This window comes from Streptomyces flavofungini (assembly GCF_030388665.1).
GTDB lineage: Bacteria > Actinomycetota > Actinomycetes > Streptomycetales > Streptomycetaceae > Streptomyces > Streptomyces flavofungini_A.
Genome location: NZ_CP128846.1, coordinates 3,596,961 through 3,622,119, shown reverse-complemented (window position 1 = coordinate 3,622,119; position 25,159 = coordinate 3,596,961). Strand labels below are relative to the sequence as shown.

General features: G+C 72.9%; 25 protein-coding genes. 13 read left to right on the top strand and 12 right to left on the bottom strand.

Annotated elements, in window-relative coordinates; translation table 11 throughout:
• Window positions 1-17: 17 nt before the first annotated feature.
• Both QUY26_RS14675 and QUY26_RS14670 read right to left on the bottom strand, forming a co-directional pair.
• On the bottom strand, window positions 18-2,036 hold the full coding sequence (locus QUY26_RS14675) for a serine/threonine-protein kinase (RefSeq protein ID WP_289946714.1): 2,019 nt from the start codon (window positions 2,034-2,036) through the stop codon (window positions 18-20).
• Between the two features lie 180 nt (window positions 2,037-2,216).
• On the bottom strand, window positions 2,217-3,218 hold the full coding sequence (locus QUY26_RS14670; protein WP_289946713.1) for a helix-turn-helix transcriptional regulator: 1,002 nt from the start codon (window positions 3,216-3,218) through the stop codon (window positions 2,217-2,219).
• A 120-nt stretch (window positions 3,219-3,338) separates the two neighbouring features.
• Here QUY26_RS14670 and QUY26_RS14665 point away from each other — a divergent pair, with 120 nt between their 5' ends.
• The gene (locus QUY26_RS14665) at window positions 3,339-3,734 is read left to right on the top strand and encodes a RidA family protein (protein ID WP_289955724.1); all 396 of its coding nucleotides are present in this window, start codon (window positions 3,339-3,341) and stop codon (window positions 3,732-3,734) included.
• A 20-nt stretch (window positions 3,735-3,754) separates the two neighbouring features.
• On the opposite strand, the gene QUY26_RS14660 is transcribed toward QUY26_RS14665, so the two are convergent.
• The gene (locus QUY26_RS14660) at window positions 3,755-4,612 is read right to left on the bottom strand and encodes an SAM-dependent methyltransferase (RefSeq protein WP_289946711.1); all 858 of its coding nucleotides are present in this window, start codon (window positions 4,610-4,612) and stop codon (window positions 3,755-3,757) included.
• A 198-nt stretch (window positions 4,613-4,810) separates the two neighbouring features.
• On the opposite strand from QUY26_RS14660, the gene QUY26_RS14655 reads away from it, so the two are divergent.
• Complete coding sequence (locus tag QUY26_RS14655) at window positions 4,811-5,374, top strand: DinB family protein (protein WP_289946709.1); 564 nt, start codon at window positions 4,811-4,813, stop codon at window positions 5,372-5,374.
• A gap of 99 nt (window positions 5,375-5,473) precedes the next feature.
• Here the strand turns inward: QUY26_RS14655 and QUY26_RS14650 are convergent, their stop codons facing one another.
• Window positions 5,474-5,809, bottom strand: coding sequence for a hypothetical protein (locus tag QUY26_RS14650; RefSeq protein WP_289946707.1), 336 nt, complete (start codon window positions 5,807-5,809; stop codon window positions 5,474-5,476).
• Window positions 5,810-6,026: 217 nt separating this feature from the next.
• On the opposite strand from QUY26_RS14650, the gene QUY26_RS14645 reads away from it, so the two are divergent.
• Window positions 6,027-6,374 (top strand): hypothetical protein, encoded by a 348-nt coding sequence (locus QUY26_RS14645; protein WP_289946705.1) that lies wholly within the window; start codon window positions 6,027-6,029, stop codon window positions 6,372-6,374.
• Between the two features lie 169 nt (window positions 6,375-6,543).
• Here the strand turns inward: QUY26_RS14645 and rocD are convergent, their stop codons facing one another.
• Complete coding sequence (gene rocD / locus QUY26_RS14640) at window positions 6,544-7,746, bottom strand: ornithine--oxo-acid transaminase (protein WP_289946702.1); 1,203 nt, start codon at window positions 7,744-7,746, stop codon at window positions 6,544-6,546.
• Between the two features lie 365 nt (window positions 7,747-8,111).
• Between rocD and glyA the strand changes: the two genes are divergently transcribed.
• On the top strand, window positions 8,112-9,404 hold the full coding sequence (gene glyA / locus QUY26_RS14635; protein WP_289946701.1) for a serine hydroxymethyltransferase: 1,293 nt from the start codon (window positions 8,112-8,114) through the stop codon (window positions 9,402-9,404).
• A gap of 20 nt (window positions 9,405-9,424) precedes the next feature.
• Here the strand turns inward: glyA and QUY26_RS14630 are convergent, their stop codons facing one another.
• The 3 genes from QUY26_RS14630 to QUY26_RS14620 all read right to left on the bottom strand — a co-directional run bounded on the left by QUY26_RS14630 (window position 9,425) and on the right by QUY26_RS14620 (window position 11,824).
• Window positions 9,425-10,141 (bottom strand): hypothetical protein, encoded by a 717-nt coding sequence (locus tag QUY26_RS14630; protein ID WP_289946700.1) that lies wholly within the window; start codon window positions 10,139-10,141, stop codon window positions 9,425-9,427.
• A 157-nt stretch (window positions 10,142-10,298) separates the two neighbouring features.
• Entirely contained in the window at window positions 10,299-11,240 is a 942-nt protein-coding gene (locus QUY26_RS14625) for a hypothetical protein (protein WP_289946698.1), read from the bottom strand.
• A gap of 5 nt (window positions 11,241-11,245) precedes the next feature.
• Window positions 11,246-11,824 carry an RNA polymerase sigma factor gene (locus tag QUY26_RS14620; RefSeq protein ID WP_289955722.1) on the bottom strand — a complete coding sequence of 193 codons (579 nt, stop codon included), beginning with the start codon at window positions 11,822-11,824 and terminating at the stop codon, window positions 11,246-11,248.
• Between the two features lie 146 nt (window positions 11,825-11,970).
• On the opposite strand from QUY26_RS14620, the gene trpS reads away from it, so the two are divergent.
• The 3 genes from trpS (at window position 11,971) to QUY26_RS14605 (ending at window position 14,926) form a co-directional block, all read left to right on the top strand.
• Complete coding sequence (gene trpS / locus QUY26_RS14615; RefSeq protein ID WP_436840331.1) at window positions 11,971-13,008, top strand: tryptophan--tRNA ligase; 1,038 nt, start codon at window positions 11,971-11,973, stop codon at window positions 13,006-13,008.
• A gap of 88 nt (window positions 13,009-13,096) precedes the next feature.
• The gene (locus QUY26_RS14610; RefSeq protein ID WP_289946695.1) at window positions 13,097-13,678 is read left to right on the top strand and encodes a 2'-5' RNA ligase family protein; all 582 of its coding nucleotides are present in this window, start codon (window positions 13,097-13,099) and stop codon (window positions 13,676-13,678) included.
• A 66-nt stretch (window positions 13,679-13,744) separates the two neighbouring features.
• Window positions 13,745-14,926: a WD40/YVTN/BNR-like repeat-containing protein gene (locus QUY26_RS14605; RefSeq protein WP_289946692.1), complete on the top strand. Its 1,182-nt coding sequence runs from the start codon at window positions 13,745-13,747 to the stop codon at window positions 14,924-14,926.
• A 118-nt stretch (window positions 14,927-15,044) separates the two neighbouring features.
• Here QUY26_RS14605 and QUY26_RS14600 read toward each other — a convergent pair whose 3' ends face one another.
• Window positions 15,045-15,800: a decaprenylphospho-beta-D-erythro-pentofuranosid-2-ulose 2-reductase gene (locus tag QUY26_RS14600; RefSeq protein WP_289946689.1), complete on the bottom strand. Its 756-nt coding sequence runs from the start codon at window positions 15,798-15,800 to the stop codon at window positions 15,045-15,047.
• 304 nt (window positions 15,801-16,104) lie between these two features.
• Entirely contained in the window at window positions 16,105-17,490 is a 1,386-nt protein-coding gene (locus QUY26_RS14595; protein ID WP_289946688.1) for an FAD-binding oxidoreductase, read from the bottom strand.
• Between the two features lie 150 nt (window positions 17,491-17,640).
• On the opposite strand from QUY26_RS14595, the gene QUY26_RS14590 reads away from it, so the two are divergent.
• Genes QUY26_RS14590 through QUY26_RS14575 form a run of 4 tightly spaced genes read left to right on the top strand, consistent with a single transcriptional unit; the run spans window position 17,641 to window position 20,651 of the window.
• Window positions 17,641-18,174: a phosphatase PAP2 family protein gene (locus tag QUY26_RS14590; RefSeq protein WP_289946686.1), complete on the top strand. Its 534-nt coding sequence runs from the start codon at window positions 17,641-17,643 to the stop codon at window positions 18,172-18,174.
• Window positions 18,167-19,153, top strand: coding sequence for a decaprenyl-phosphate phosphoribosyltransferase (locus QUY26_RS14585; RefSeq protein WP_289946684.1), 987 nt, complete (start codon window positions 18,167-18,169; stop codon window positions 19,151-19,153). Before QUY26_RS14590 ends, QUY26_RS14585 begins: the two co-directional genes overlap by 8 nt.
• Before the next feature lie 41 nt (window positions 19,154-19,194).
• Window positions 19,195-19,692 carry a GtrA family protein gene (locus QUY26_RS14580; RefSeq protein ID WP_289946682.1) on the top strand — a complete coding sequence of 166 codons (498 nt, stop codon included), beginning with the start codon at window positions 19,195-19,197 and terminating at the stop codon, window positions 19,690-19,692.
• Entirely contained in the window at window positions 19,680-20,651 is a 972-nt protein-coding gene (locus QUY26_RS14575; protein ID WP_289946680.1) for a YihY/virulence factor BrkB family protein, read from the top strand. The genes QUY26_RS14580 and QUY26_RS14575 overlap by 13 nt, the downstream gene beginning before the upstream one ends.
• Here QUY26_RS14575 and QUY26_RS14570 read toward each other — a convergent pair.
• Window positions 20,602-21,867 (bottom strand): D-alanyl-D-alanine carboxypeptidase family protein, encoded by a 1,266-nt coding sequence (locus QUY26_RS14570; RefSeq protein WP_354670688.1) that lies wholly within the window; start codon window positions 21,865-21,867, stop codon window positions 20,602-20,604. The genes QUY26_RS14575 and QUY26_RS14570 overlap by 50 nt on opposite strands.
• Before the next feature lie 130 nt (window positions 21,868-21,997).
• Between QUY26_RS14570 and QUY26_RS14565 the strand changes: the two genes are divergently transcribed.
• On the top strand, window positions 21,998-22,240 hold the full coding sequence (locus QUY26_RS14565; RefSeq protein ID WP_087885596.1) for an SCO4848 family membrane protein: 243 nt from the start codon (window positions 21,998-22,000) through the stop codon (window positions 22,238-22,240).
• A gap of 2 nt (window positions 22,241-22,242) precedes the next feature.
• On the top strand, window positions 22,243-23,553 hold the full coding sequence (locus QUY26_RS14560; protein WP_289946673.1) for a metallophosphoesterase: 1,311 nt from the start codon (window positions 22,243-22,245) through the stop codon (window positions 23,551-23,553).
• On the opposite strand, the gene QUY26_RS14555 is transcribed toward QUY26_RS14560, so the two are convergent.
• The gene (locus tag QUY26_RS14555) at window positions 23,519-25,039 is read right to left on the bottom strand and encodes a sensor histidine kinase (RefSeq protein ID WP_289955717.1); all 1,521 of its coding nucleotides are present in this window, start codon (window positions 25,037-25,039) and stop codon (window positions 23,519-23,521) included. The genes QUY26_RS14560 and QUY26_RS14555 overlap by 35 nt on opposite strands.
• Window positions 25,040-25,159 lie beyond the last annotated feature (120 nt).

Below are 25,159 nucleotides of genomic sequence, written 5' to 3'. Positions count from 1 at the left end.
ACGTCTCGCGGTCGGGGTCAGGGGTTGGCGCGCTGAAGGCCGAAGGAACCGGAGGCGGCGAATCCTTCGGAACCCATGGTGGTCACGTTCAGGTGCTTCTCGTCATTCCCCGTCGAGTACATCTGGGCAGGCAGGGAAGCGGGACAGCCGGTGTCCGCGGAGTCGTTCGAGGGTGAACCCGACTCCAGGTTCGTGGTGAAGAGGAAGTCCTTTTTCTCGCCTGAGATCGAGAACACGCTGCCTTGGTAGTAGCACCATGTGGCCTCACCGGGCTTGCCGGCCTTGACGGAGACTGCGACCTTGCTGGTGAGGAGCACGTTTCCCGGATCGATGGTGACCGTCTGGAGCTGGAGCTGCCGGTCTCGCGAGAAGCCGCTGTCGTCCCTTCTGATTTTCCAGTGGCCCGTGAATTTTGTCGGCACCTGCTGCTGGACGGCGATCTTCGGCTTCTTGAACAGCGTGACCGCATGGTCGCCGAACTCCCACTTGAGTGTGGTCGTCTCGCTGCTGTCCGCGCTGACCGCGACGAGGCTGCCGACCCGCTGCCCCGCGCACGCGGCCTTCTCCGATGCGGGTGCGCCAGTCCGGAGCTTCGGTGTGCTGAGTACCAGCCGTTCGTAGAAATCCTTCTTCACCTTGACAGGGGCGGATTCCACCATGCAGAACCGCTCGGAGTCGACGGTCTGCACAGAGATCTTGTCGCCGCCGGGCAGGATCTCGACCCGTACGACGCGATCGCTCTTCATCGAGCCCTTCTTGGCGAGCTGACCCTCCCATGTCCCCGTGAACTTGCGCGGGACGGTGGCCATGGTGCCACCGGCTGAATTCCCCTTTCCGGCTTTTCCGCCACTGCCGCTGCTGTCGTCCTCCCACGGGGCAAGCGCAACCAGCCCACCGACGACGGCGATCGCCACGGCTGCTGCCCCTGCCACGACGGCCGTACGGCGGCGCCGTGCAGGGGCTGACGGAAGCGGGACCGCGGGGGGCCGTGCGGGCATGGTCGGGAATGGGGGCGACGGCAACTCGGGGGTGCGAACCGTGGCCGGGTGGTCTTGCGATGAGGCGGAGACGGAGGCGGAGGCGGCGGAGGAGGGAGCCGGAGCCGGGTCGTAGTCCAGCAATTCGGCAGTGCGGCGGGCCAGTTGAACGAGCACCTCGCCGGGCAGCCAGGGTTCGGTCGACCCGTCTTCGGTGCGCTCGGCGATCTGACCGGGTGTGGGGCGCTGCTGGGGGTCCTTGGTCAGACAGTCCCGCACCAGATCCACCAGCGAAGACGGCACTCCGCTCAGGTCCGGCTCGTCCTCCGCCACACTGAACAGCTGGGCGGCGAGCCCGCCGTTCCCGCCCGCGCCGAACGGCTGACGCCCCGTGGCCGCGTACACGAGGACGGAGCCGAGGCAGAACACATCGCTGGCCGGAGTGAGTTCGCGTCCGCGGGCCTGCTCGGGGGACATGAACCCGGGTGAGCCGATGACCAGGCCGGTGCGGGTCAACGCCGATTCCGCGGCCATCGTGTCCAGGCCGTCCAGGGCCCGCGCGATCCCGAAGTCGATGACGCGCGGCCCGTCGACCGTGACCAGGATGTTCGACGGTTTGAGATCACGGTGGATCAAGCCGCCGCCGTGTACGGCTTGGAGCGCGAGGGCGAGGCGGTTGGCGAGGAACCGTACGGAACGCTCGGGGAGCGGGGCGAAGTCCTGGGCGACCGCGGTATGCAGATCCGGGCCCGGAATGTACTGAGTGGCAACCCAAGGGACGGCCGCTTCCACGTCGGCGTCGAGAACCGCCGCGGTCCACGGCCCGGCCACGCGCCGCGCGGCATCCACTTCGCGCGCGAACCGCCGCCGGAAGTCGGGGACTTGGGCGATCTCGCTCCGTACGACCTTGAGCGCGACCGTGCGCCCGCCCTCTGAACGGCCCATGTACACGCGACCCATGCCGCCCTCGCCGAGCAGCCCCAGGAGTCGATACGCCCCTATGCGCGCTGGATCGCCATGGCCAAGTGCCTTCACGTCGTCCCCCGTTGTCTGCCGCACCTGATCGAGGGTCAAAGTACCCCACGCGCGTGTGGCAGAGCGGTGGTCCGCTGCCGCTCAAGAGGAGCAGCAGGCCGGGGCGGGGGCGGTGGCGTCGGAGCCCTCCTCGTCCGGCTCGGCGGGCCCGACGGTGGGGTGAGCAAAGGGGTCACTGAAGGTCGCACCACGTGAACGCGCGGGTCACGGAGGGCTGATGCCGTACTCGTCGTCGGTCCCGTAGCGGGCGGCGACAGCTGCGGCACGCTCGCGCAGGGAGGCGCGCAACCACGCCGGAGCCAGCGCCTTTGCCGCGATGCCGAGCTGCCACAGCGCCCACACCGCGTGCCGGGCGTCCTGGAAGGTCACTTCGAGCCGCAGTCGGCCGTCCGCGTCGGCCTCTTCGGAGTGAACGGCGAGCGCGGTGCCGACCAGGTCCTCCCGGCGCGCCGGGTCCATCCGGACGAGGACGGTGACCTGGTCGTCGCCCCCGGACCGGAACCGTGCGCCGCGCTCACGCCACGCCCGCTCCAGGTCCACGTGGTCGGCCCGCTCGGCGGGTTCGCCGGGAAGCTCCTCGGCGGCCCGCACCCGCGACAGCCGGTACGTGCGGTCCTCGCCGGACCTCGTGGCCAGCAGGTAGCCCTGGTCGCGGACGGTGACCAGGCCGATCGGGTCCACGGTGCGCAGGCGGGGCGGCTGGTCCGTGGCCGCGTAACGGATGCGCAGCTTGTGCCCGGAGAGCACCGCGCGGCGGATCGGGGCCAGGACGGCGTCGGGGATCTCGTCGGCGGTCACGCGGCGCGAGAGGAGGTCGGTCTCCGGGTCGATGAGCAGTCGCTCGGCGACGTCGGCGGCGGTGCCCCGATGGCTCGCGGGCAGCGCGTCGACGACCTTGAGCATGGCGGCGGCGAGGGCCGAGCCGAGGCCGAAGACCTGCGCTCCGCGCCGGGATCCGGCGACGAGGAGGGCCAGGGCCTCGTCGTGGTTCAGGCCGGTCAGCTCCGTCTGGAAGCCCGGCAGGAGGGCGAAGCCGCCGTGGCGGCCGCGCTCGGCGTAGACGGGGACGCCCGCCGCCGACAGCGCCTCGACGTCGCGCAGGACGGTGCGCGTGGACACCTCCAGCTCGCGGGCCAGCGTCGCGGCGGAGAGGCGACCGCGCTGGCGGAGCAGCAGGACCAGGGAAACCAGCCGGTCAGCGCGCATGCGGGGACCCTAACGGACACGTGCGGGAATACATGACCAAGGGTGTCGTCAATGGCTGGCAGCCTCATCAGCAGGACGTCGAACGCAACGAATGGAGCTGATGAGGCGATGGCTACGGCTATGGAGCGCACCCCGGTCAACCCGGTGACCTGGTCGGTGGACATGGGGTTCAACCAAGGAGAAGTCGTCTCCGGGCACACCCGCACCCTGTACATCTCGGGACAGACCGCGATGAGCGACGACGGCAAGCCCCAGCACGACGGGGACATGGCGGCACAGTTGGCGCTGAGCCTCGACAACCTGGAGGCCGTCCTCGCCGAGGCGGACATGTCCCTCGCGAACCTCGTCCGGCTCAACGTCCACACGACGGACGTCGACCTGCTCTTCCAGCACTACGGCGTTCTTGCGGCACGCCTCGGCGCGGCCCGGGTGGCGCCGACCACGACGATGCTCGGCGTGACGCGACTGGCGATCCCCACCCTGCTGGTGGAGCTGGAGGGGACCGCCGTGGCGTGACGCCGGGTCTCTTGGGTTGCTCAGGCCCGGCGGCCGTGGAAGACGCCCCAGCGCAGTCGGTCGGCGCGGGCGGCGTCGACCCACAGGGGCAGGTTGGCGAGCAGGCCGTCGACGTACGCGGGACTGATCGCGGCGCGCAGGTCGGCCTCGCGGGCGCGGGCGTCGGCGGTCAGGCGGACGTAGTGCCGGGCGAGCTGGGGCGTGTGGTCGTCGAAGCCGACCGGGTCGAAGCCGAGCTCGGCGAGCTGGTCCAGGTAGAAGGCGGGCGTGGCGAGTGCGTCCACGCCCAGGCGCGCGACGACCGGGCGCAGGTCCTCGGCGGGGGTCTCCTCGGCGGCCATGATGTCGGTGAAGGCGAGGGCGCCGCCGGGCTTGAGTACGCGCGCGGCTTCGCCGAGTACGCGGGCCCGGTCCCCGCTGTGGCAGAACGCCTCCAGGGAGCACACGGCGTCGAAGTGCCCGTCTCCGTACGGCACTTCGTGGAACGACCCCGTCACCACCTCGATCAGCCCGTCCGGGCCCCGCTCGGCGTTGGCCGCGCGGTGGCGTTCGTTCTGCGCCTCGCTGAGGTTGAGCGCGACGACGTCGCAGCCGAAGCGGTCGGCCAGGTAGCGGGCGGTGCCGCCGTATCCGGAACCCAGGTCGAGGACGGTCCGGCCGGGGGAGAGGTGGTCCGCGAGGTGGTCGGCGAGTCGCTCGACGGTACGGCGGGACGCGTCGGCCACGGGCTCCGTGGCGTGGTCGTAGATGCCGGTGTGGATGTCCTCGCCGCCCCAGACGATGTCGTAGAAGCGGTCGACGTCGGTGGATTCGTAGTAGGTGCGGGTGGCGGTCTCGTTGCTGGTCAGGGTGGGGTTCTCGGTCTGCTTTTCCGTCATGTGCGCTGCCCCCTCGTCGCTCGCCGGGCCGCCGTGGTGGCGGCTTCGCAAGCGTGGGCGCTCCGGCCGGAGTTGATCAAGAGGGCCTGGTCGGCCACGGGGGGCGGTTCCCGGCAGGACGCCGGCCGCCAGCCCTGAGACGTCAGCCGTGAGACGCCAGCCGTAAAGCGGTGGCGTGCCCGCGCCCCGCGCACGACCATGGGCCGCATGAGCGACCAACCCGCGCGATGGACCGAGGCGACCGTCTACCCCGACATGTGGACGGACCCGGACAACGACCCGCGTGAAAGCGACGGCCCCAGCCCGGACGGGGAGCTGCCGACGCTCCTCGACTTCCTGTCGGGCTACCGCATCACCCTGCGCATGAAGTGCGAGGGCCTGGACCCCGAGCAGCTGGCCCGGCGCTCTGTCCCGCCCTCCACGATGTCCCTCCTCGGCCTGATCCGGCACCTCGCCGAGGTCGAGCGCGACTGGCGCGGCTGGATCGAGGGCGAGTCGATTCCGAAGCTGTACGGCAAGAAGGACGCCGACTTCGAGGGCGCCGTCGCCGACCAGGCCATGGTCGACGCCGCGTACGCCGACCTGGAGCGCGAACAGGCCGCGACGGACGCCGCCCTTGCCGCGCGCCCGGACCTGGGGGAGCGCCTGAAGAACGGCTCCTCGATCCGGGAGCTGATGGTGCACCGGATCGAGGAGTACGCCCGTCACTGCGGGCACGCGGACCTGCTGCGGGAGCGCGTGGACGGGAGGGTGGGGCAGTAGCCCTCTCCTCCGGGCCGGGGGCCTCCTGGGCCTGGAGCTCTCCGGGCCGGGGCCTCCTGGGCCTGGAGCCTGCTCGGCCGGGTCGGCCCGCTCGGCCCTCTAGCCGAACTGCACGCTGTGCGGGAGCGCCCCGCTGAAGGTCGTCGCCTGCCCGGGGTTCAGGACGGTCCTGACCTCCTCGCAGCCATGGTCGTTGTACACCGTGGCCCTGGCGTTCGTGGCGTTCCTGGCCGAGGTCGCGCCACCCTGGACGAGCAGACGGCACTCGCCGTTGGCCGGGTTCTCCATCTCCAGGTCGCCCGCCTGGACCGAGTGGTAGTGGAACGTGCCGGTGGCCGCGTGCGCCGTGCTGGTCGGCAGGGCGGCGAAGAGGGCGAGGGCGGCGCCGAGGGCGAGGGTCGCGCGGGCGGTTTTCGCGGTGCGTGGGGTCGTCATGAACGTCAACGGTTCCTGACGGGGGCGGGTGGCGACAGGGAGTGCGGGGGCGTGTGCCGCCGGGTTCGCGCCTCGCACGCCCCCTCTGCGCGCGGGACGATCTTTCGTGGTCCCCAGCGTTCCCTCATGCGGGTGAGGCCTGGCATGTGCGGATGCGGGAGCGGGGAGGCAGAGGGCCGCTGCCCTCACCACCAGCACGTACGAAAGGACCGCGCGCATGCGTTTGCGCACCGCCCTGGCCGCTGCCTCCGGCGCCCTCGCCCTGATCGTCACCCTGCCGACCTCGGCCGCCGCCGCCGAGGGGGCCTTCGCGTACACGTTCAGCGGCCTCGACGGCAGCCCCCTGACGGCCGTCCTGCACGACCCGGAGGCCGGGTGCCACACCCTGCCGGAGGTGGCGGACCCGGGCTCGAGCTCGCCCGCCCACTCGCCGCGCAACAGGACGGACGCGTACGTCTTGGTCTTCACGGAGCCGGACTGCACCGGCGACTCGTTCACCCTGCGGCCCCACACCGGGTACGGGTCCGAACGCCTCAAGCTCCGCTCCATCCTGGTGACTTCGTAGCCGCCGCGGGCGCGGGGACCCGCACGACAACAGGGAGGGCCGACCGCGCGCACGCGCGCAGACGGCCCTCCCTGCCCGCCGCCCCTCGCTTCCGCCGGCTCCTCGTCGGCGGCGCCCCCCGAGCCGAGGCCCTGCACCGCCGATCACCTGGACTCTGCCCGCGCCGGCGCTACCCGAGCACCGCCCGCAGCTGGTCGAGCCCCCAGTCCAGGTCCTCCTTGCTGATCACCAGCGGCGGCGCGATCCGGATCGTCGAACCGTGGGTGTCCTTCACCAGGACCCCGCGGTCCATCAGCTTCTCCGAGATCTCCCGGCCGGTGCCGTGCGCCGGGTCGATGTCGACGCCCGCCCACAGTCCGCGCCCGCGCACCTGCGTGACCTTGCCGGAGCCCACCAGGAGCCGCAGTTCGGCGTGCAGATGCTCGCCGAGCTCCGTGGCCCGCTGCTGGAACTCGCCGGTGTTCAACATCGCGACGACTTCCAGGGCCACCGCGCACGCCAGCGGATTCCCGCCGAACGTCGACCCGTGCTCACCCGGCCGGAACACCCCGAGCACGTCCGCGTCCGCCACCACCGCCGACACCGGCACCACGCCGCCGCCGAGCGCCTTGCCGAGCACGTACACGTCCGGCACCACGCCCTCGTGGTCGCACGCGAACGTCCGGCCCGTCCTGCCGAGCCCCGACTGGATCTCGTCCGCGATGAACAGGATGTTGTAGTCGCTGGTCAGCTCCCTGACTCCGGGGAGATAGCCGGGCGGCGGCACCAGGACCCCCGCCTCGCCCTGGATCGGTTCGATGAGCACCGCCACCGTGTCGTCGGTGACCGCCGCGCGCAGCGCGTCCAGGTCGCCGTACGGCACGATGTCGAAACCCGGCGTGTACGGGCCGTAGTCCGCGCGTGCCTCCGGGTCCGTGGAGAAGCTGACGATCGTCGTCGTACGGCCGTGGAAGTTGTCGCTCGCCACCACGATCCTGGCCCGGCCGTCCGGCACCCCCTTGATTCGGTACCCCCACTTCCGGGCCGTCTTCACCGCCGTCTCCACGGCCTCCGCGCCCGTGTTCATCGGCAGCACCATGTCCTTGCCGCACAGCTCGGCCAGACGCGTGCAGAACTCCGCGAACCGGTCGTGGTGGAACGCCCGCGACGTCAGCGTCACCCGCTCCAACTGCTCCTTGGCCGCCTCGATCAGACGACGGTTGCCGTGCCCGAAGTTCAGCGCCGAGTACCCGGCGAGCATGTCCAGATAGCGGCGTCCCTCCACGTCCGTCATCCACGCGCCCTCCGCCGAGGCGACCACGAGAGGCAGCGGGTGGTAGTTGTGCGCGCTGTGCGCTTCGGCCGAGGAGATGAGGTCTTCCGTAGCGGTCACGGGGGCTCCGTTTCTCTCGTGCGCACGTCGTTGTGCGCTTTCTTCCGGCTGTTCACGGCGCGGTGCGCGTTCTTCCGGGACCGGACAGGACCTGACAGGACAGGTACGTGTCCTGTCCTATCGTCGCTCGCATCCTCAACGAAGGGCATGGCCGAAGGACCACGACACAGTGGAGTGCCCGATAGGCTGGTTTTTCACAGCACGGCGACTGGCGCACGGGGAAACGACCCTGAGGAAGCCGTGCGAGGCAACCCCCTTCGAGGTGCCGCCCTTCCCCAAGCTCTCGGCTCCGCTCGAGCAGGGGAGACCCCATCGGCACCCCGGGACCACGACCGGACATCTCACCGCTCGCCCCGGAGGACGCCATGACGCAGCCCCCTGCCCAAGAGACCGCTGCCCACCAGCACCCCGCCCTCGCCGCCACCGACCCCGAACTCGCCGCCCTCGTCACCGCCGAGGAACGTCTCCAGGCCGACACCCTCCGCCTGATCCCCAGCGAGAACTACGTCTCCACCGCCGTCCTCGAAGCCTCCGGCACCGTCCTGCAGAACAAGTACAGCGAGGGCTACCCCGGCCGCCGCTACTACGAGGGCCAGCAGAACATCGACCCGGTCGAGCGCCTCGCCGTCGCCCGCGCCAAGGCCCTCTTCGGCACCGACCACGCCAACGTCCAGCCCTACTCCGGCTCCCCGGCCAACCTCGCCGCCTACCTCGCCTTCGCCGAGCCCGGCGACACCGTCATGGGCATGGCCCTGCCGATGGGCGGCCACCTCACCCACGGATGGGGCGTCTCCGCCACGGGCAAGTGGTTCCGCGGCGTGCAGTACGCCGTGCGGCAGGACACCGGCCTCGTCGACTTCGACGCCGTCCGCGAACTCGCCCTGAAGGAACGGCCCAAGCTGATCTTCTGCGGCGGCACCGCCCTGCCCCGCACCATCGACTTCGCCGCCTTCGCCGAGATCGCCCGCGAGTCCGGCGCCGTCCTCGTCGCCGACATCGCCCACATCGCCGGACTCATCGCCGGCGGCGCCCACCCCTCACCCGTGCCGCACGCCGACGTGATCTCCACGACCACCCACAAGACCCTGCGCGGCCCCCGCGGCGCCATGCTCCTGGCCCGCGAGGAACACGCCAAGGCCATCGACAAGGCCGTCTTCCCCGGCCTCCAGGGCGGCCCCCACAACCAGACCACCGCCGCCATCGCCGTCGCCCTGCACGAAGCCGCCCAACCCTCCTTCCGCAGCTACGCCCACGCCGTCGTCGCCAACGCCAAGGCTCTCGCCGACGCCCTCCTCGCCCGCGGCTTCGACCTCGTCTCCGGCGGCACCGACAACCACCTCGTCCTGATGGACCTCACCCCCAAGGACGTCCCCGGCAAGGTCGCCGCGAAGGCCCTCGACCGCGCCGGGATCGTCGTCAACTACAACACCGTCCCCTACGACCCGAGGAAGCCGTTCGACCCCTCCGGCGTCCGCATCGGCACCCCCTCCCTGACCTCGCGCGGCCTCGGCACCGAGCACATGGCCGCCGTCGCCGACTGGATCGACCGCGGGGTCCGCGCCGCCGGGTCCGGCGACGAGGACGCGCTCCTGAAGATCCGCGGCGAGGTCGCCGAGCTGATGGCGGCCTTCCCGGCCCCGGGCCTGCCCACGGCCTGACCCTTCCGGCACGGGGCCGCTCAGGCGTCGAGCAGCTCCTGGCGCGGGGGCTCGTCCCCGGGGCCACGGCGGCGGAGGCGGTACATCAGCGCGGCTCCCGCCGCCGCCCCCGCCGCCGCGCTCGGTATCGCCCAGAGCCAGGCCGAGTCGTCCCCGGCGCCGGAGCCGCCGGAGCCGCCGGAGCCGCCTCCTCCACCGGCCCCACCGACCCCGCCCTCCGCGCCGTCCGCGTCCGGGGCCGCCGCCCGGGCCGGTGCCGGGGTCTCCGGGACCGGAGTCGCCGCCTCGCTCGGGCGGATCCCCGGGTGGTTCCGCTCCGAGGGCCTGCCCATCAGGCCCAGGTCCTTCAGGAGGGAACGCAGGGCGGACGGGTCCGGGGACCGGTGCCAGTACCCCGTCATCGTCTCCGGGTCCGTCGACGTGTGGATCCATATCGCCGCGTCCTTCGCCGCCGACGGCTCCGGATACACCCGGTCCACGCGCCACGGCCGCACGTCGTGCACCAGCCAGGTCACATTGATCTGGCGGGTGGCCCCCAGGCTCAGCCCCGGCGGCTGCTCGCGCTTCCCCTCAGCCGTGGGGCCGAGCAGGGTCTCCAGCTCGGCATACCTCTTCCCCTCTCTGTGGAGGGACGCCGTCTCGGCGCTCTCCGGCGAGGTGAGCAGCACGCTCGTCGGTCCGCCCGCCGCCGCCCACGGCGCTCCCGACAGCACCACGGCCAGCGCCACGGCCAGCACGGTCAGTCCCCTTGCCGCTCCCCCCGCCATTCCCCTTGCCGTTCGCATGTCCGACCCCCCGCGGCTCCCCGGCACGGTCCCTCCGCGCCGCCTCACTCCCACTTCTGGTACACCGCCCGAGCCCGACCGGTTCCACTCCGCGGCCACCCGATCCGCACTAGTTCCCGGAGCCCGCCCCCTCCTCGGAGCCTCCGCTCTCCCCGGAACCCGTCCCCGCACCCCGCTCCGGCACCGACTTCGCGATCTCCGTCGCCCGTGCCTTCGACCCCACGCCCTCAAGGCGCAGCGTCAGCCGCCGCTGGTCCGTCCACAGCAGCGTCGGGCCCGCCGGCCGCACCGCCCGCTTCCAGCGCCCGCCGTCCGGGTCGAGGAGCCACAGTTCGAGGCGGTGCGGGCGGGCGAACCACAGGGCCGTGCCCCGGCCGAGGTCGATCCACTCGGGCATGCCGGGCACCAGCTTCGTGAAGCCCGGGTCGAGCGGGGCCGGGAACTCGTCGAGCCGGACCGTCCGGCCGTCCTCGCGCCAGCACAGCGTGATCAGGGAACGCCCCGCGGGCTCCCGCGTCACCACCACCGCGTCCGGCTCCCCGAGCGCCCCCGGCACGACCGGCCGGAACCCGACCTCCCGCTCGGCCCGCGCAAGCGACACCGACGGCGCCCCGCACTCCGGCGTGCGGGCGCCGGACGGCGGCGGCGACGGGTCGTACCGCACCTCGACGCCGCCGAAGTCGAACCAGTCGAAGACGGCCGCCCGCACCGGGGGCGTCAGCGCGAGGACGGTCAGCAGGCCGCACACGGACGCGACGACCGCCCGCCACCGCACCCGCAGCCCCTGCCGCAGGCGCCGCAGGCCGTCCCGGATCCGCTCGCCCCGGCCGGGCGGCTCGGGCGCGGGGACCCCGGCGCCCTCGGCCAGTATCCGCGCGAGCACCCGCTCGACCATCGTCTCCTCGCCCGGATGCCGGTCCAGCGAACGCCCGAGCGCCCGCAACTCCGCGGGAAGCCCCGCGCCCCCGGTGCCCCGCGCGTCGTCCGAGCCGCCCGTATTGCCGGAAGTGTCCGAGTCGCCAAGGTCGTCGGGCCTGCCTGAGTCATCCATGTCCCTCACCTCCCCTCACCCCCTTCCGGAAGCAGTCGCTCCAGCTTGCGCAGGGCCCGGTTCAAACGGGACTTCACCGTGCCCCTCGGCCAGCCCAGGGCCTGGGCGGTCTCCGTCTCGTCCATCTCCAGGAGATAGCGGTACGTCACGACCAGGCGGTGGTCCTCGCCCAGGCGGTCCAGGGCGGCCAGGAGCGCGGCCCGGCGCTCCCGCTCCAGGGTCGCCACGGCCGGGTCCGCCGACTCCGCTATCAGCGGCTCGGGCTCGGTCAGCGCGGCCTCGCGGCCCACGACCGAGCGCTGCCGCGCCGCCGAACGCACTGTGTTCCTCGTCTCATTGGCGACGATCGAGAGCAGCCACGGCTTGAACGCCGAGCCGTCCCGGAAGCGCCCCAGCGCGCAGTACGCCTTGAAGAAGGACTGCTGCACCACGTCCTCGGCGTCCGAGCCCGCGCCGAGCGCCGCCGCCGCTCTCAACGCCACGCCGGTGAAGGCGCGCACCAGCTCGGCGTACGCCTCCGGCTCGCCGGCGCGCACCCGTGCGATGACCGCCGCCTCGTCGACGCCGATGCCGTCCCCCTCCAGCGCCCGCCCCTCCGCGCTCCCCGGAGCCCCCCGAAGAGCCTTCCCCCGTGCACTCACACTCTTGGTACACCGCCCGGACCGAATCGGTTCCCACCCGTCACGCACCAGTTCCCGACCAACGGGCGACACCTGAGAGAATGCTGAGCATGGCCTCTGAACGTCCCCGCTCGACCTCCGGCGAACGTCCCCGTGTGCTCTCCGGAATCCAGCCCACCGCAGGCTCGTTCCACCTCGGCAACTACCTGGGCGCCGTCCGCCAGTGGGTGGCCCTCCAGGAGTCACACGACGCCTTCTACATGGTCGTGGACCTGCACGCGATCACGGTCCCGCAGGACCCGGCCGAGCTGCGCGCGAACACCCGCCTCGCCGCCGCCCAGCTCCTCGCCGCCGGGCTCGACCCCGAGCGCTGCACGCTGTTCGTCCAGAGCCACGTCCCCGAGCACGCCCAGCTCGCCTGGGTCATGAACTGCCTCACCGGCTTCGGCGAGGCCAGCCGCATGACGCAGTTCAAGGACAAGTCGGCCAAGCAGGGCGCCGACCGCGCCTCGGTGGGCCTGTTCACGTACCCGGTCCTCCAGGTCGCGGACATCCTGCTCTACCAGGCCAACGAGGTGCCGGTCGGCGAGGACCAGCGCCAGCACATCGAGCTGACCCGGGACCTCGCCGAGCGCTTCAACGGCCGCTTCGGGCAGACGTTCACGGTCCCCTCGCCGTACATCCTCAAGGAGACGGCGAAGATCTACGACCTGCAGGACCCGGCGATCAAGATGAGCAAGTCGGCGTCCACGCCGAAGGGCCTCGTCAACCTGCTCGACGAGCCCAAGGCCACCGCGAAGAAGGTCAAGAGCGCGGTCACCGACACCGACACGGTGATCAAGTACGACCCCGTGGACAAGCCGGGCGTCAGCAACCTCCTGACCATTTACTCCACGCTCACGGGCACCGGTATCGCGGAACTTGAGCAGAAGTACACCGGTAAGGGCTACGGTGCGCTGAAGACCGACCTCGCCGAGGTCATGGTCGAGTTCGTGACCCCGTTCCGGGACCGCACCCAGGCGTACCTGGACGACCCCGAGACGCTCGACTCGATCCTGGCCAAGGGCGCGGAGAAGGCTCGTGCCGTCGCGGCGGAGACCCTGGCCCAGGCGTACGACAGGGTGGGCTTCCTGCCCGCCAAGCACTGAGCTCCATCCGGAGCGACCCGACCGAGCACCACCCGCCGTCCGGCACGGCGGCGACCCCTGCCCACCAACACGACGACAGGAGTACGACGTGGGGACCGTAACGATCGGTGTGTCGATCGCGGTCCCGGAGCCACACGGCAGCCTGCTCCAGGAGCTGCGCGCCGGCTTCGGGGACCCCGCCGCCCACGGCATCCCCACGCACGTCACGCTGGTGCCGCCCACCGAGGTGGAGTCCGGGGCGCTGCCCGCCATCGAGGAACACCTCACGGCGGTCGCCGCAGCGGGACGGCCGTTCCCGATGCGGCTCTCCGGGACGGGCACTTTCCGGCCCCTGTCGCCCGTTGTGTTCGTGCAGGTCGTCGAGGGCGGCTCGGCCTGCTCCTGGCTCCAGGAGCGGATCCGCGACACCTCGGGCCCGCTCGTACGAGAACTGCAGTTCCCTTACCACCCGCACGTCACCGTCGCCCACGGCATCCCCGAAGAAGCCATGGACCGGGCCTACGAGGAGCTCGCGGAGTACGAGGCCGAGTGGCCCTGCACCGGCTTCGCGCTGTACGAACAGGGCGCCGACGGCGTCTGGCGCAAGCTGCGCGAGTTCTTCTTCGGCGGTTCCACGGTGCCCCCGCAGGCGTCCGCCCCCGCCGCGCGGGGTACGCTGCCCGCCCGCTGACCGGGCGGGGCCCGGGGAGGACCCGGGGATGCCGGACGGGGGGCTTCAGTGAGGGCGTCCGGAGCCGTGGCGAGCGTGATCGCCGGAGTGCTGTTCCTGGCCGGGTGCGGCGGGGACGGCGGCGGGTCCGCGGACGACGCGGGCGGGTCGCGCGCGCCGGGCGGGGCGGTGGCCGCCGAGCCCGGCTCCTGGAAGATCGTGCACATCGACAAGCGGGCCCGGGGCACGGTGACGGCCGTCGCGGCCGCCGCCGACGACATCTGGGCCGTGGGCACCGACCAGGGCGTGGCCCGGCCCGACTCCTACCTGCTGCGCTACGACGGCACGAAGTGGCGGCGCACCCCGCTGCCCGCCGCGCTGGGCGGGCGCGTCTCCCAGCCCCGGCTGCACGCGTCCGGGCCCGACAACGTGTGGCTCCACGGCGTGGCGGCCGGACACGGCTCCCGCATCGCCCGCTGGGACGGCACCCGCTGGCACACCGTCCCGCGGCCGCCCGTCCGGGGCGCCGTCGGCGACCTCAGGGCCTTCGCGCCCGACGACGTCTGGGCGCTCGTCGGCGGTCGGGCCGCGCACTGGGACGGCGCCCGCTGGACCGCCACCCCGCTGCCCGCCGTCGCCAACAGGCTCGACGGGAGCTCCGGGGACCACGTGTGGGCCGTCGGGTACCGCGCCAGCGGGCCCGGAGTGGGCGGCGCCGGAGGCGAGAAGACCCAGCCCGCCGCGATGCGCTGGGACGCCCGCGCCCGTGCCTGGAAGCTCACGCCCACGCCCGCCTACCGCTTTCCCGCCCCCGTCCCGCCGGAGCCCGGCGCCTCCCTCGACGGAGTGCTCGCCGTGTCCCGCGACGAGGTGTGGGCCTACGGCGTCCACTCCTTCGACCACGGCGAGACACCGACCGGGCCGGCCACCGAGCGCGTCCTGCTCCGCTGGGACGGCGCGCGCTGGCGGCAGCAGCCCGGCGCCGACACCGACCCCTGCCTGTCCCGGCCGCCGGTCGCGCACGACGGCGCGGGCGGCCTCCTCTTCGAACGCCACCGGTTCCGCACCGCCGACGGCAGCTGCCGCAGGATCCCCTGGCAGCGGCTGCCCGCCACCGGCGCGGTCACCTCGGGCGGCAGGCAGCAGCTGTGGTTCGAGGGGGTGGGGCGGGTGCCCGGGACGAAGCGGTTCGTGGGGGGCGGGAAGGTGTACGTGACGCAGAGCGGGAACCCGCTGGTGCTGCCTGTGGTGGCGGTGTACGAGCCCTGAGGCGGGCGTTGCGGTGGCCGGGTCGGCGCGGCTTGCGGCCCGGGGGTGGTCCGGTCGGGAGGGTTCGCGGCTCGGGGCGGGCGGGTCGGCAGGGCTTGCGGCCCGAGGACCGGCGGGGTCAGACCGGCAGGCGGCGGAAGACCGGGCGTGGGACGTGGCGCAGCGCCGACATCACCACGCGCAGTGCTCCCGGTACCCACACCGTCTCCGAGCGGCGGCGCAGGCCCGTCTCGATGGCCTCCGCCACCGCCTGCGGCGTCGTCGCCATCGGTGCCTCCTCCAGGCCCGCCGTCATCTTCGACCGTACGAAGCCGGGGCGTACGACCATGACGTGCACACCCGTGCCGTGCAGGGCGTCGCCCAGGCCCTGGGCGAAGGCGTCGAGGCCCGCCTTGCTGGAGCCGTAGATGAAGTTGGCCCTGCGGGCTCGTTCGCCCGCCACGGAGGAGAGGACCACCAGGGAGCCGTGGCCCTGCGCCTGCAGGGCGCGGGCGCAGACCAGGCCCGCCGAGACCGCGCCCGTGTAGTTGGTCTGGGCCACCCGCACCGCAGCCAAGGGGTTGTCCTCGTCCTTCGCCTGGTCGCCCAGGATGCCGAACGCCAGCAGGACCATGTCGATGTCGTTCTCCGCGAAGAGGGTGCCGAGGGTGTCGGCGTGGGACTCCGCGTCCAGGGCGTCGAACGGGATCGTGCTGGTGTCCGCGCCCTGGTCACGGAGTTGTTGTGCCGCCTTCTCCAAGGCGGGGGAGGGGCGGCCTGCCAGCCAGATCCTGCGGGTTCTGCGGGCTGCCAGGCGGTGGGCCGTGGCCAGGGCGATTTCGGACGTGCCGCCGAGGATCAGGAGGGACTGGGGGGTGCCGAAGGCGTCTTTCACGGGGGGTCCTTGGGGGGGGAGGGGTGGGTGGATGGGTGCGGGTCGGTGGGCCCTGCGGGGCGTTCCCCAATCCCGCCCCTTCCCGAAACCGGGGCTCCGCCCCTGGGCCCCCGGGGGTGGGTGGTCCCCTCGGGTGGGACGGTCCGCCCTCGGATCGGCGCTTCGCGCCTCGTCCTCAAGCGCCGGACGGGCTGAAGACGCCTGCGCAGGGCGGGGTGTGGGCCGGAGTGCCGACTGGCTGTTGTCGGTCCAGTTTGGGCGGGTGGGTGGGAAACGGGGGTCTGGGGGCGGAGCCCCCAGGGGGTCACAAGTTCAGGCGGCGGGAGAGGTCCGAGCGGAAGAGGGACGTGGGGTCGAGGGACTGGCGGAGGGCGCGGAAGTCGGGGATGCGGGGGTACATCGCGGTGAGGGTGTCGGGGCGCAGGCGGGAGTCCTTGGCGAGGTAGACGCGGCCGCCCGCCGTGGCCACCTCGGTGTCGAGCTCGTCCAGGAGGGCCGCGAGGCCGGGCAGGTTCGCGGGGATGTCCAGGGCGAGGGTCCACCCGGGCACGGGGAAGGAGAGCCAGCCGGGATCGGCGTCGCCGAAGCGCTTGAGGACGGCGAGGAAGGACGGGCAGCGGTGGTCGGAGATGCGCCGCACGACGCGGCGGAGGGTCTCTTCGGCGCCGTAGCCGACCACGAATTGGTATTGGACGAAGCCGGTGGGGCCGTAGACCCGGTTCCAGTGCGGGACGCCGTCCAGGGGGTGGAAGAAGGCGGAGATCTTCTGGAGCTGCCCGGTGCGGGCGCGGGGCGCCTTGCGGTACCAGAGCTCGTTGAAGAGGCCCACTGAGCGTCGCCCGAGGAGCCCTTCGGGGACGAAGCGGGGCGCGGCCGGGAGCTGCCGGGGGCGGAAGGCCAGGGGAGCGGTGCGGGCGCGGGCGGGCAGCGCGTCGAGGGGGGCGTGGTCGCCGCGGGTGAGGACCGCGCGGCCGGTCGCGGCGCCGCGGGCGAGCAGGTCGATCCAGGCGACGGAGTAGCGGTAGCGGTGGTCCGTGGCGGTGAGGCGGGCCATCAAGTCGTCGAGGTCGGCGGCGCGTTCGGTGTCAACGGCCATCAGGGACGTCTCGACGGGGTGGAGCCGGAGGGTCGCGGAGAGGATGACGCCGGTCAGGCCCATGCCGCCGGCCGTCGCCTCGAAGAGCGGGCTGCCCGGCTCGACGGTGCGCACCGTGCCGTCGGCCGTGAGCAGGTCGAGGGAGCGGACGTGCCGGGCGAAGGAGCCCGAGACGTGGTGGTTCTTGCCGTGGATGTCGGCGCCGATCGCGCCGCCCACGGTGACGTACCGGGTGCCGGGGGTCACCGGCACGAACCAGCCGAGCGGCAGCAGCACTTCCATCAGGCGGTGCAGCGAGACGCCCGCGTCGCACACGACCGTGCCCGCGTCCGCGTCGATGACGTGCACGCGGTCGAGGCCCGTCATGTCGAGGACCGCGCCGCCCGCGTTCTGCGCGGCGTCCCCGTACGCGCGCCCGAGCCCGCGCGCGATCCCGCCGCGCTCGGCGCAGGCGCGCAGCGCGGCCACGGCCTCCTCGTGGGTGCGGGGCCGCACCACGTGGGCGGCGGAGGGGGCGGTCCTGCCCCAGCCGGTGAGGGGGACGGGGACGCGCGCCGGGGCGGACGCGGGGGCTGAGGGCTGGGTGGCAGGCATGCCAGTGACCGTATCGCCCGATAAAGGCGGCTTTGCTGACCTCCATTGATCTCCTCACCGAAATGGGTGATTGAGGGAGTGTCATTAAAGATTGCCGTAGTTAATGAGGGTTTGTGAGAGAAGAGTTGATATGTGATTAGTGAGCGGATTGTGGAGGAGGAAGGGGGCGGGGTGCTGCGCGCCGTCGATCTGCGGCTCCTTGCCGTACTGCGCGACTGCGGACGCGACCCACGCGTGGCCGCCGCCGCCCGGGCCCTGTCGTGGAGCGGCGAGCACGGCGCGCTCTGGCTCGCCGCGGGTCTCGCGGGCGCGGCGGTCGACCGCGAGCGGCGCGCCGACTGGCTGCGCGCCGTCGCGCTCACCGCGGCGGCGCACCTGGCCAGCATGGGCGTGAAGCGCCTCGTGCGACGGCCGCGCCCCGGCCATGTCGAGCCCCTGGTGCGCACCGCCGGACGCCACTCCTTCCCCAGCTCGCACGCCACGTCGGCCGTCGCCGCCACCATCGCCTACGGCGCGCTGCGCCCGGCCGGAGCCCGCCTCACCGCACCGCTCGCCGCCGCGATGTGCGTCTCCCGCATGGTCGTCGGCGTGCACTACCCGTCGGACGTCGCGGCGGGCGCGGCCCTCGGCGCGTTCGCCGCGAAGGCCGCCACGACCCGGAGGGGAGCCCGCACCGATGTCTGAACACGCCGCCGTCCTCGACCGCGAGCCCGCTGCCGGCCCCGACCGTCCCGAGCCGGGGCCCGGCGCGCTCCCGCTGGGCCTCCTGAAGACCGCCCGGCCCCGCCAATGGGTCAAGAACGTCCTGGTCATCGCCGCCCCCGCGGCCGCGGGCGAGCTGTTCTCCCGGCACGCCCTGACCCAAGTCGCCCTCGTCTTCGGCCTGTTCACGGCCGCCGCGGCCGCCGTCTACCTCATCAACGACGCCCGCGACGCCGACGCCGACCGCGCCCACCCCACCAAGTGCCGCCGCCCCGTGGCCGCGGGACAGGTCCCGGTGCCCGTGGCGTACGCCGTCGGCGGGCTGCTCGCCGCCCTCGCGCCCGCCGCCGCTGCCGTCCTGTGCACCCCGCTCACGGCGGTGCTCCTGGCCGCGTACGTCGTGATGCAACTCGCGTACTGCGTGAGCCTCAAGCACGTCCTCGTCGTCGACCTGGCCGTCGTCACCACCGGATTCCTGATGCGGGCGATGATCGGCGGCGTCGCCCTCGGCATCCCGCTCTCGCGCTGGTTCCTGATCACCACCGGCTTCGGGGCGCTGTTCATGGTGTCCGCCAAGCGCTATTCGGAGGCCGTGCAGATGGAGCGGGCCGCCGAGGCGGCCGCGGCCGCCGGGCGCGTCCAACGGGTCGGCGCGACGCGCGCGCTGCTCACCTCGTACACGACCGGCTATCTGCGGTTCGTGTGGCAGCTCGCGGCCGGGGTCGCCGTCCTCGCGTACTGCCTGTGGGCCATGGAGAGCGGCGGCGTCGAGGGCAACGGACTGCTGCCGTGGCGGCAGCTGTCGATGGTCGCCTTCATCCTCGCGATCCTGCGGTACGCCGTCTTCGCCGACCGGGGCACGGCCGGTGAGCCGGAGGACGTCGTCCTGCGCGACCGCGCGCTCGCCCTGATCGGGCTGGCGTGGCTCGCCATGTACGGGTTCGCGGTCGCGGACTGGTGAGGGCGGTGGGTACGGCGGCCCCGGGCGGAAGGCCGCGTTCCGTGGTCCGGCGGCTGCGCGCCGCCGGGCCCGAGCTGGCCGCCTTCGCCGCCGTCGGCCTGTGCGCCTACGCCGCCGACCTCGGGCTCTTCCTCTGGCTGCGCGGCCCCGTCGGCCTCGACCCGCTCACCGCCAAGGCCCTCTCCTTCGTGGCCGGGTGCACGGTCGCGTACACCGGCAACGCCCTCGGCACCTACCGCCGAAGACCCGCCGACGGCGGGGCGGGGGACGGCGGCTCGCGGCTGCGGCAGTACGGGATCTTCTGCGCCGTCAACGTCGCGGGCGCCCTCGTCCAGCTCCTGTGCCTCACCGTCTCCCACTACGGCCTCGGCCTCACCTCGCGGCGCGCCGACACGGTGTCCGGGGCGGGAATCGGGATGGCGCTGGCCACAGTCCTGCGATTCTGGGGTACCCGGACCTTGGTGTTCCGTTACCGGGGCGCGACAACCGCACAGGTGAGGCAGGCGAGACAGGTGACGCAGACGACATGGACTGGCTGAAGAAGCTCCCCGGCATCGGACCGCTCGTCGAGCGGCTCATGCGCACGCACGCGTGGCACTCCTACGAACGCCTCGACCGCGTCCACTGGAGCAGGCTCGCGGCCGCGATGACGTTCATCAGCTTCATCGCGCTCTTCCCGCTGATCACCGTGGCCGCCGCGATCGCCGCCACCACGCTCAGCGAGAGCCAGGTGAAGCGCATCGAGGACAAGATCTCCGAGCAGGTCCCCGGCATCTCCGACCAGCTCGACCTGGACGCCCTGATCGCCAACGCGGGCACCGTCGGACTCGTCGCGGGCACCCTGCTCCTGTTCACCGGCGTGGGCTGGATCGGCTCGATGCGGGAGTGCCTGCGCGCGGTCTGGGAGCTTGAGGACATCGAGGAGAACCCGGTGTTGCGCAAGCTCAAGGACCTGGGCGTGCTCGCCGGGCTCGGCGGCGCGGGCCTCGCCTCGCTGCTCGCCTCCACCGTCGCCTCGACGGCGGTCGGCCGGACGGCCGACCTGTTCGGCGTCGACCGGGACGGCGCCGGTGGCGTACTGCTTCAGGTCTGCGCGTTCGCCATCGCCGTCCTCGCGGACTTCCTGCTCCTGCTGTACGTCCTGACGCTGCTGCCCGGCGTGGAGCCGCCCCGGCGCGCGCTCGTCGTCGCCGCGCTGATCGGCGCGGCCGGGTTCGAGCTTTTGAAGGTGCTGCTCGGCAGCTATATGAAGGGCGTCGCCGCGAAGAGCATGTACGGCGCGTTCGGCGTGCCCGTCGCCCTGCTCCTGTGGATCAACTTCACCGCGAAGCTGCTGCTCTTCTGCGCCGCGTGGACGGCGACGCGCAGGGGCGGGGACCGGTCCGGGCAGGCCGGGGACGGCGGACAGGACGCGGGCCCCGCCTCGGCGGCGGAGCCCGGGAAGCCCGTCACGAGCGGCGGCGACGCACCAGGTCGGGCAGCGGCCAGCGGCGGTTGAGCAGGAACAGACCGCCCGCGATCAGCGCGAGCACACCGGCGGTGACACCGAGCGCCACGCCCATGCCGCCGGACCCGCCGTCCGACTCCGCGGCGGCGTTCTCGGCGCCGTCGGCGCCGCCCGCCTCACCCGGGGCGCCCTTGCCCGAGCCGGTGCTCGCGCCCTTGGGGGCGACCAGCTCGCCGACCGGCGCGACCTTGCCGCTGGCGGCGAAGCCCCAGTCGAGCAGGCGGGCGGTCTCCTTGTAGACGGCGTGGCTCTCGCCGGAGTCGGGGTTCATGACGGTGACGAGCAGCACCTTGCCGTTGCGCTCGGCGACGCCCGTGAACGTGTTGCCCGCGTTGGTCGTGGAGCCGTTCTTGACGCCCGCGATGCCCTTGTACGGCTCGACGTCCAGGTCACCGGTCAGGAGCCGGTTGGTGTTCTGGATCTCGAAGGGCTCGCGCTTCGTCTTGCCCTTGTCCTTGCCCTTCTTGATCTTCTCCGTCGCGCCGGGGAACTTCGCGGTGGCCGTCGAGCAGTACTCGCGGAAGTCCTTCTTCTGCAGACCGGAGCGGGCGAACAGGGTCAGGTCGTACGCGGACGACACCTGGCCCTTCTCGTCGTAGCCGTCGGGCGTGACGACGTGCGTGTCGAGGGCCTGCAGATCCTCGGCGTGCGCCTGCATGTCCTTGACGGTCTGGGCGACGCCGCCGTTCATCGCCGAGAGGACGTGCACCGCGTCGTTGCCGGAGCGCAGGAACACCCCGAGCCACAGGTCGTGGACGGAGTACGACTCGTTCTCCTTGACGCCGACCAGGCTGCTGCCCGCGCCGATGCCCTCCAGGTCCTTCAGCGTGACCTTGTGCTTCTGGTTCTTCGGGAACTTCGGCAGGACCGTGTCCGCGAACAGCATCTTCAGGGTGGAGGCGGGGGCGAGCCGCCAGTGCGCGTTGTGCGCGGCGAGGACCTCGCCGGACTCGGCGTCCGACACCATCCAGGACCGGGCCGACAGCTTCTTCGGCAGCACCGGGGCGCCGCCCTTCAGGTCCACCTGAGTCCCCGGCTTGCCGAGGCGCGCGCCGCCGACCGTCGACATCGACGCGGGCGGCTTCGGCTTGCCCGTCTCATCGGCTCCACCGCCCGGCTTGTCGTCGGCGAACGCGGTGGTGGCGGTCGACAGGGACAGCAGCGTCGCCGTGGCGAGCAGCACGGCGGTCTTTTTCGAGACAGGCACGGACGGAAGCGTACGGGGCCGCTCTGCGGCCGCCGCCGCCGAGGTCGGCCCGGCCCCCGCCGCCGGGCCGCCTGCTCCGGACGCCCCACCCCGAAGGCCACGCGTCAGGCCGGATCGTGATACTGAGCGTATGAAGCTCAGCCGCCCCGTCTCCTGGTTCCTGCTCGCCTTCGGCGTGTGGAGCTGGTTCATCTGGATCACTTTCGTCAAGAACCTGTGGAAGGACGGCAGCGGGCTCGCCTTCGACGACGCGGACAAGCCGACGGGGTACTTCTGGGTGCACCTGACGCTCGCCGTTGTCTCCTTTGCCTTGGGGACGGTGGTAGGGGCCATCGGGTTCCGTGGCGTGCGCGCACTGCGCCGAACGTCATAGCCGTGGGCGTCCTCCTGGGCGTGCTCGTCGGGGCAGGAGTGATGGCCGCTTTCGGCGGCCTCCTCTGGTACGTGTGGCGCCGCGTCGTGCGCGACACGACGCGCCCCCGCACGGCCTGGCGCCGAGCGGGCACGGTCCTCTTCTTCACGGGCCCGGTCCTGATGTTCGCCGCCCTCGCGGCCGAGCGCGGCGGCGCCCCCTTCCTCCTCCAGCAGCTCCTGGCCTGGCCGGGCTTCCTGTGGATGGCGTTCGCGCTGTATCTGCTGCTTGCGCTGGTGGTCGGTGAGGCGGTGCGTCCGCTTCTGAACCGCTGGCTGGAGAGACGGTCACCTTCGGTGCCGGAGCCGGAGGCCGATTCAGCCCGTCCGGCGCTTGAGGACGAGGCCCGAAGGGCCGATGAAGCGGGGACAGGGGCGCAGCCCCATCAGCCCGAAGGGGCACAGCAGAAGGCACGGACGGACCCCCGAAGGGGCGAGCCCGCCGGGGACCTGACCCGGCGCCTCTTCGTGTCCCGCACAGTCACAGGAACCGCAGCGGCCATCGCGGCGGCGACGGTGGGCTACGGCACGTACAACGTCCTCCGAGGCCCGCGGATCAAGCGCGTGACCGTCCCGCTGGCCAAGCTGCCCCGCGCCGCCCACGGCTTCCGCATCGCGGTGGTGAGCGACATCCACCTGGGCCCCGTCCTCGGCGAGGGCTTCGCGCGCAAGGTGGTCGACACGGTCAACTCCACGCAGCCGGACCTGATCGCCGTCGTCGGCGACCTGGTGGACGGCGACGTGGCGGACCTGGCGAGCGCGGCCCGCCCCCTCGCCGACCTGCGGGCCCGCCACGGCGCGTTCTTCGTCACCGGCAACCACGAGTACTTCTCCGGCGCCGAGCAGTGGGTCGAGCACGTCCGGGAACTCGGCCTGCGCCCCCTGGAGAACGCCCGCACCGAGCTTCCGTACTTCGACCTCGCGGGCGTCAACGACATCCAGGGCGAGGGCGAGGGCGAGGGCCCCGACTTCGGCAAGGCGCTCGGCGACCGCGACCGCTCCCGCACCTCCGTCCTCATGGCCCACCAGCCCGTCGTCATCCACGACGCCGTCGAGCACGGCGTGGACCTCCAGCTGTCCGGCCACACCCACGGCGGTCAGCTGTGGCCCAACAACTTCATCGCCGACCTCGTCAACCCGACGCTCGCGGGCCTGGGGCGCTACGGCGACACCCAGCTGTACGTGACGCGCGGCGCCGGAGCCTGGGGCCCGCCCGTGCGGGTGGGCGCCCCGTCCGACATCACTGTCGTGGAACTGGCGTCGCCGCGGGCGTGAGCGGGCCCGGGTCGAAGCCCCCGGTGGGCCGCGGCGGTCCCACGGGCCGTGGCGGTGCCGCCGGACGGGGCGGGGTGGGCGTGCGGTTCAGGGTGACCAGGACGGACAGGCCGTCGCCGGGCGCCGTGCGCACCGACACCTCGCCGCCGTGGGCGCTCACCACCCCCTGCACGATGGCCATGCCGAGGCCGCTGCCCGCGCCCCGGCCCGCCCGGAAGAAGCGGTCGAACACCCGGGCCGCGTCCACCGCCGAGAGCCCCGGCCCCCGGTCGGCCACCGTCAGCCGGACCACGCCCCCGCGCCGGTCGAGGGCGAGCCGCACGGGGGTGTCGGGAGGCGTGTGCGTACGGACGTTGGCCAGCAGGTTCGCGAGGACCTTCCGCAGGCCCTGCTCGTCGGCCTGGACGAGGATCGCGCCGTCGGCGGACACCGTGAGGGGCCGGTCCGGCTCCTGCGCCCGCAGGTCGTCCGCCGCGTCCCGCACCAGGCGGCTCAGGTCGACCGTGCGGAAGCGCAGTTCGGGCTGCTGGTCCAGGCGGGCCAGGGTGAGCAGCTCCTCCACGAGGTGGTTCATGCGGTCGGTCTCGGCGTTGACACGGTCCCAGGCGCGGCTGCGGTCCTCGGGGGTGCTCAGCATCCCCTGGTCGTACAGCTGGAGGTAGCCGCGGATCGCGGCCAGCGGGGTGCGCAGCTCGTGCGAGGCGTCCGCGACGAACTGGCGGAGCTGGGACTCGCTGCGCTCGCGGGTCGCGAACGCCGTCTCGACCTGCTGGAGCATGGAGTTGAGCGCGAGCCGCAGCTGCTCGGTCTCCATCACCGCGGCGCGGCTGGAGGGCACGCGCCGTTTCAGGTCGCCGTCGGCGATCGCGGACGCCGTCTCCACCATGTCCTCCAGCGGGCGCAGCCGCTGGTGCGCGGAGACCATCGTGAGGACCGCGAGCAGCCCGAGCAGAACGGCGCCGAAGGCGAGGTCCAGCTTGAGCGCCTTGGCTACGCCCGACTGCACGTTCTCCGTCGACGACGCCATCAGCAGCACCGAGTCGTCCGTGAGGCGCACGCCGATCGCGCGGTAGGAGTCGCCGCCGAGCGTCACGTTCTGCGGCGTGCTGTGCCGCGCGAACTCGTGCGGGTCGCCGACGGCACGCGCCAGCTCGTACTGGCGCGCGGTCGGCGGCAGCGAGCCGATGTCGACCGGCTTGCCCGCGGCGTCCACCGCGAGGAACGCCGACTCCGCGAGCGGCAGGCCGTCGGACTTGCCGGAACCCCTCGACAGCTGCTCCAGGGCGCTGAACGCGGTGGCGTCCCGGATCTGCGCGAGGGTGATGTCGCTGTCGCGCAACGCCGAGCGCGACGCGGTCAGTTCGGTGTCCACGTTGGCGAGCAGGTAGTGCCGCATGCCCATCAGGCTCACGGCGGTCGCCGCCACGATACCGAGGGCCAGCAGCGCCACGTTCACGAGCGTGAGCTTGGCGCGCAGCGAGCCCATGCCGAACCGCCGGTTCGAGCCCCGGCGCGGGGCGCGGCCCGGCGTGGTGCGGGCGGGCGTGGCGGCGCGTGGGCGCAGGAGGGCGCGCGGGCGGAAGGCGGGGCGCGGACGCGGGGCGGG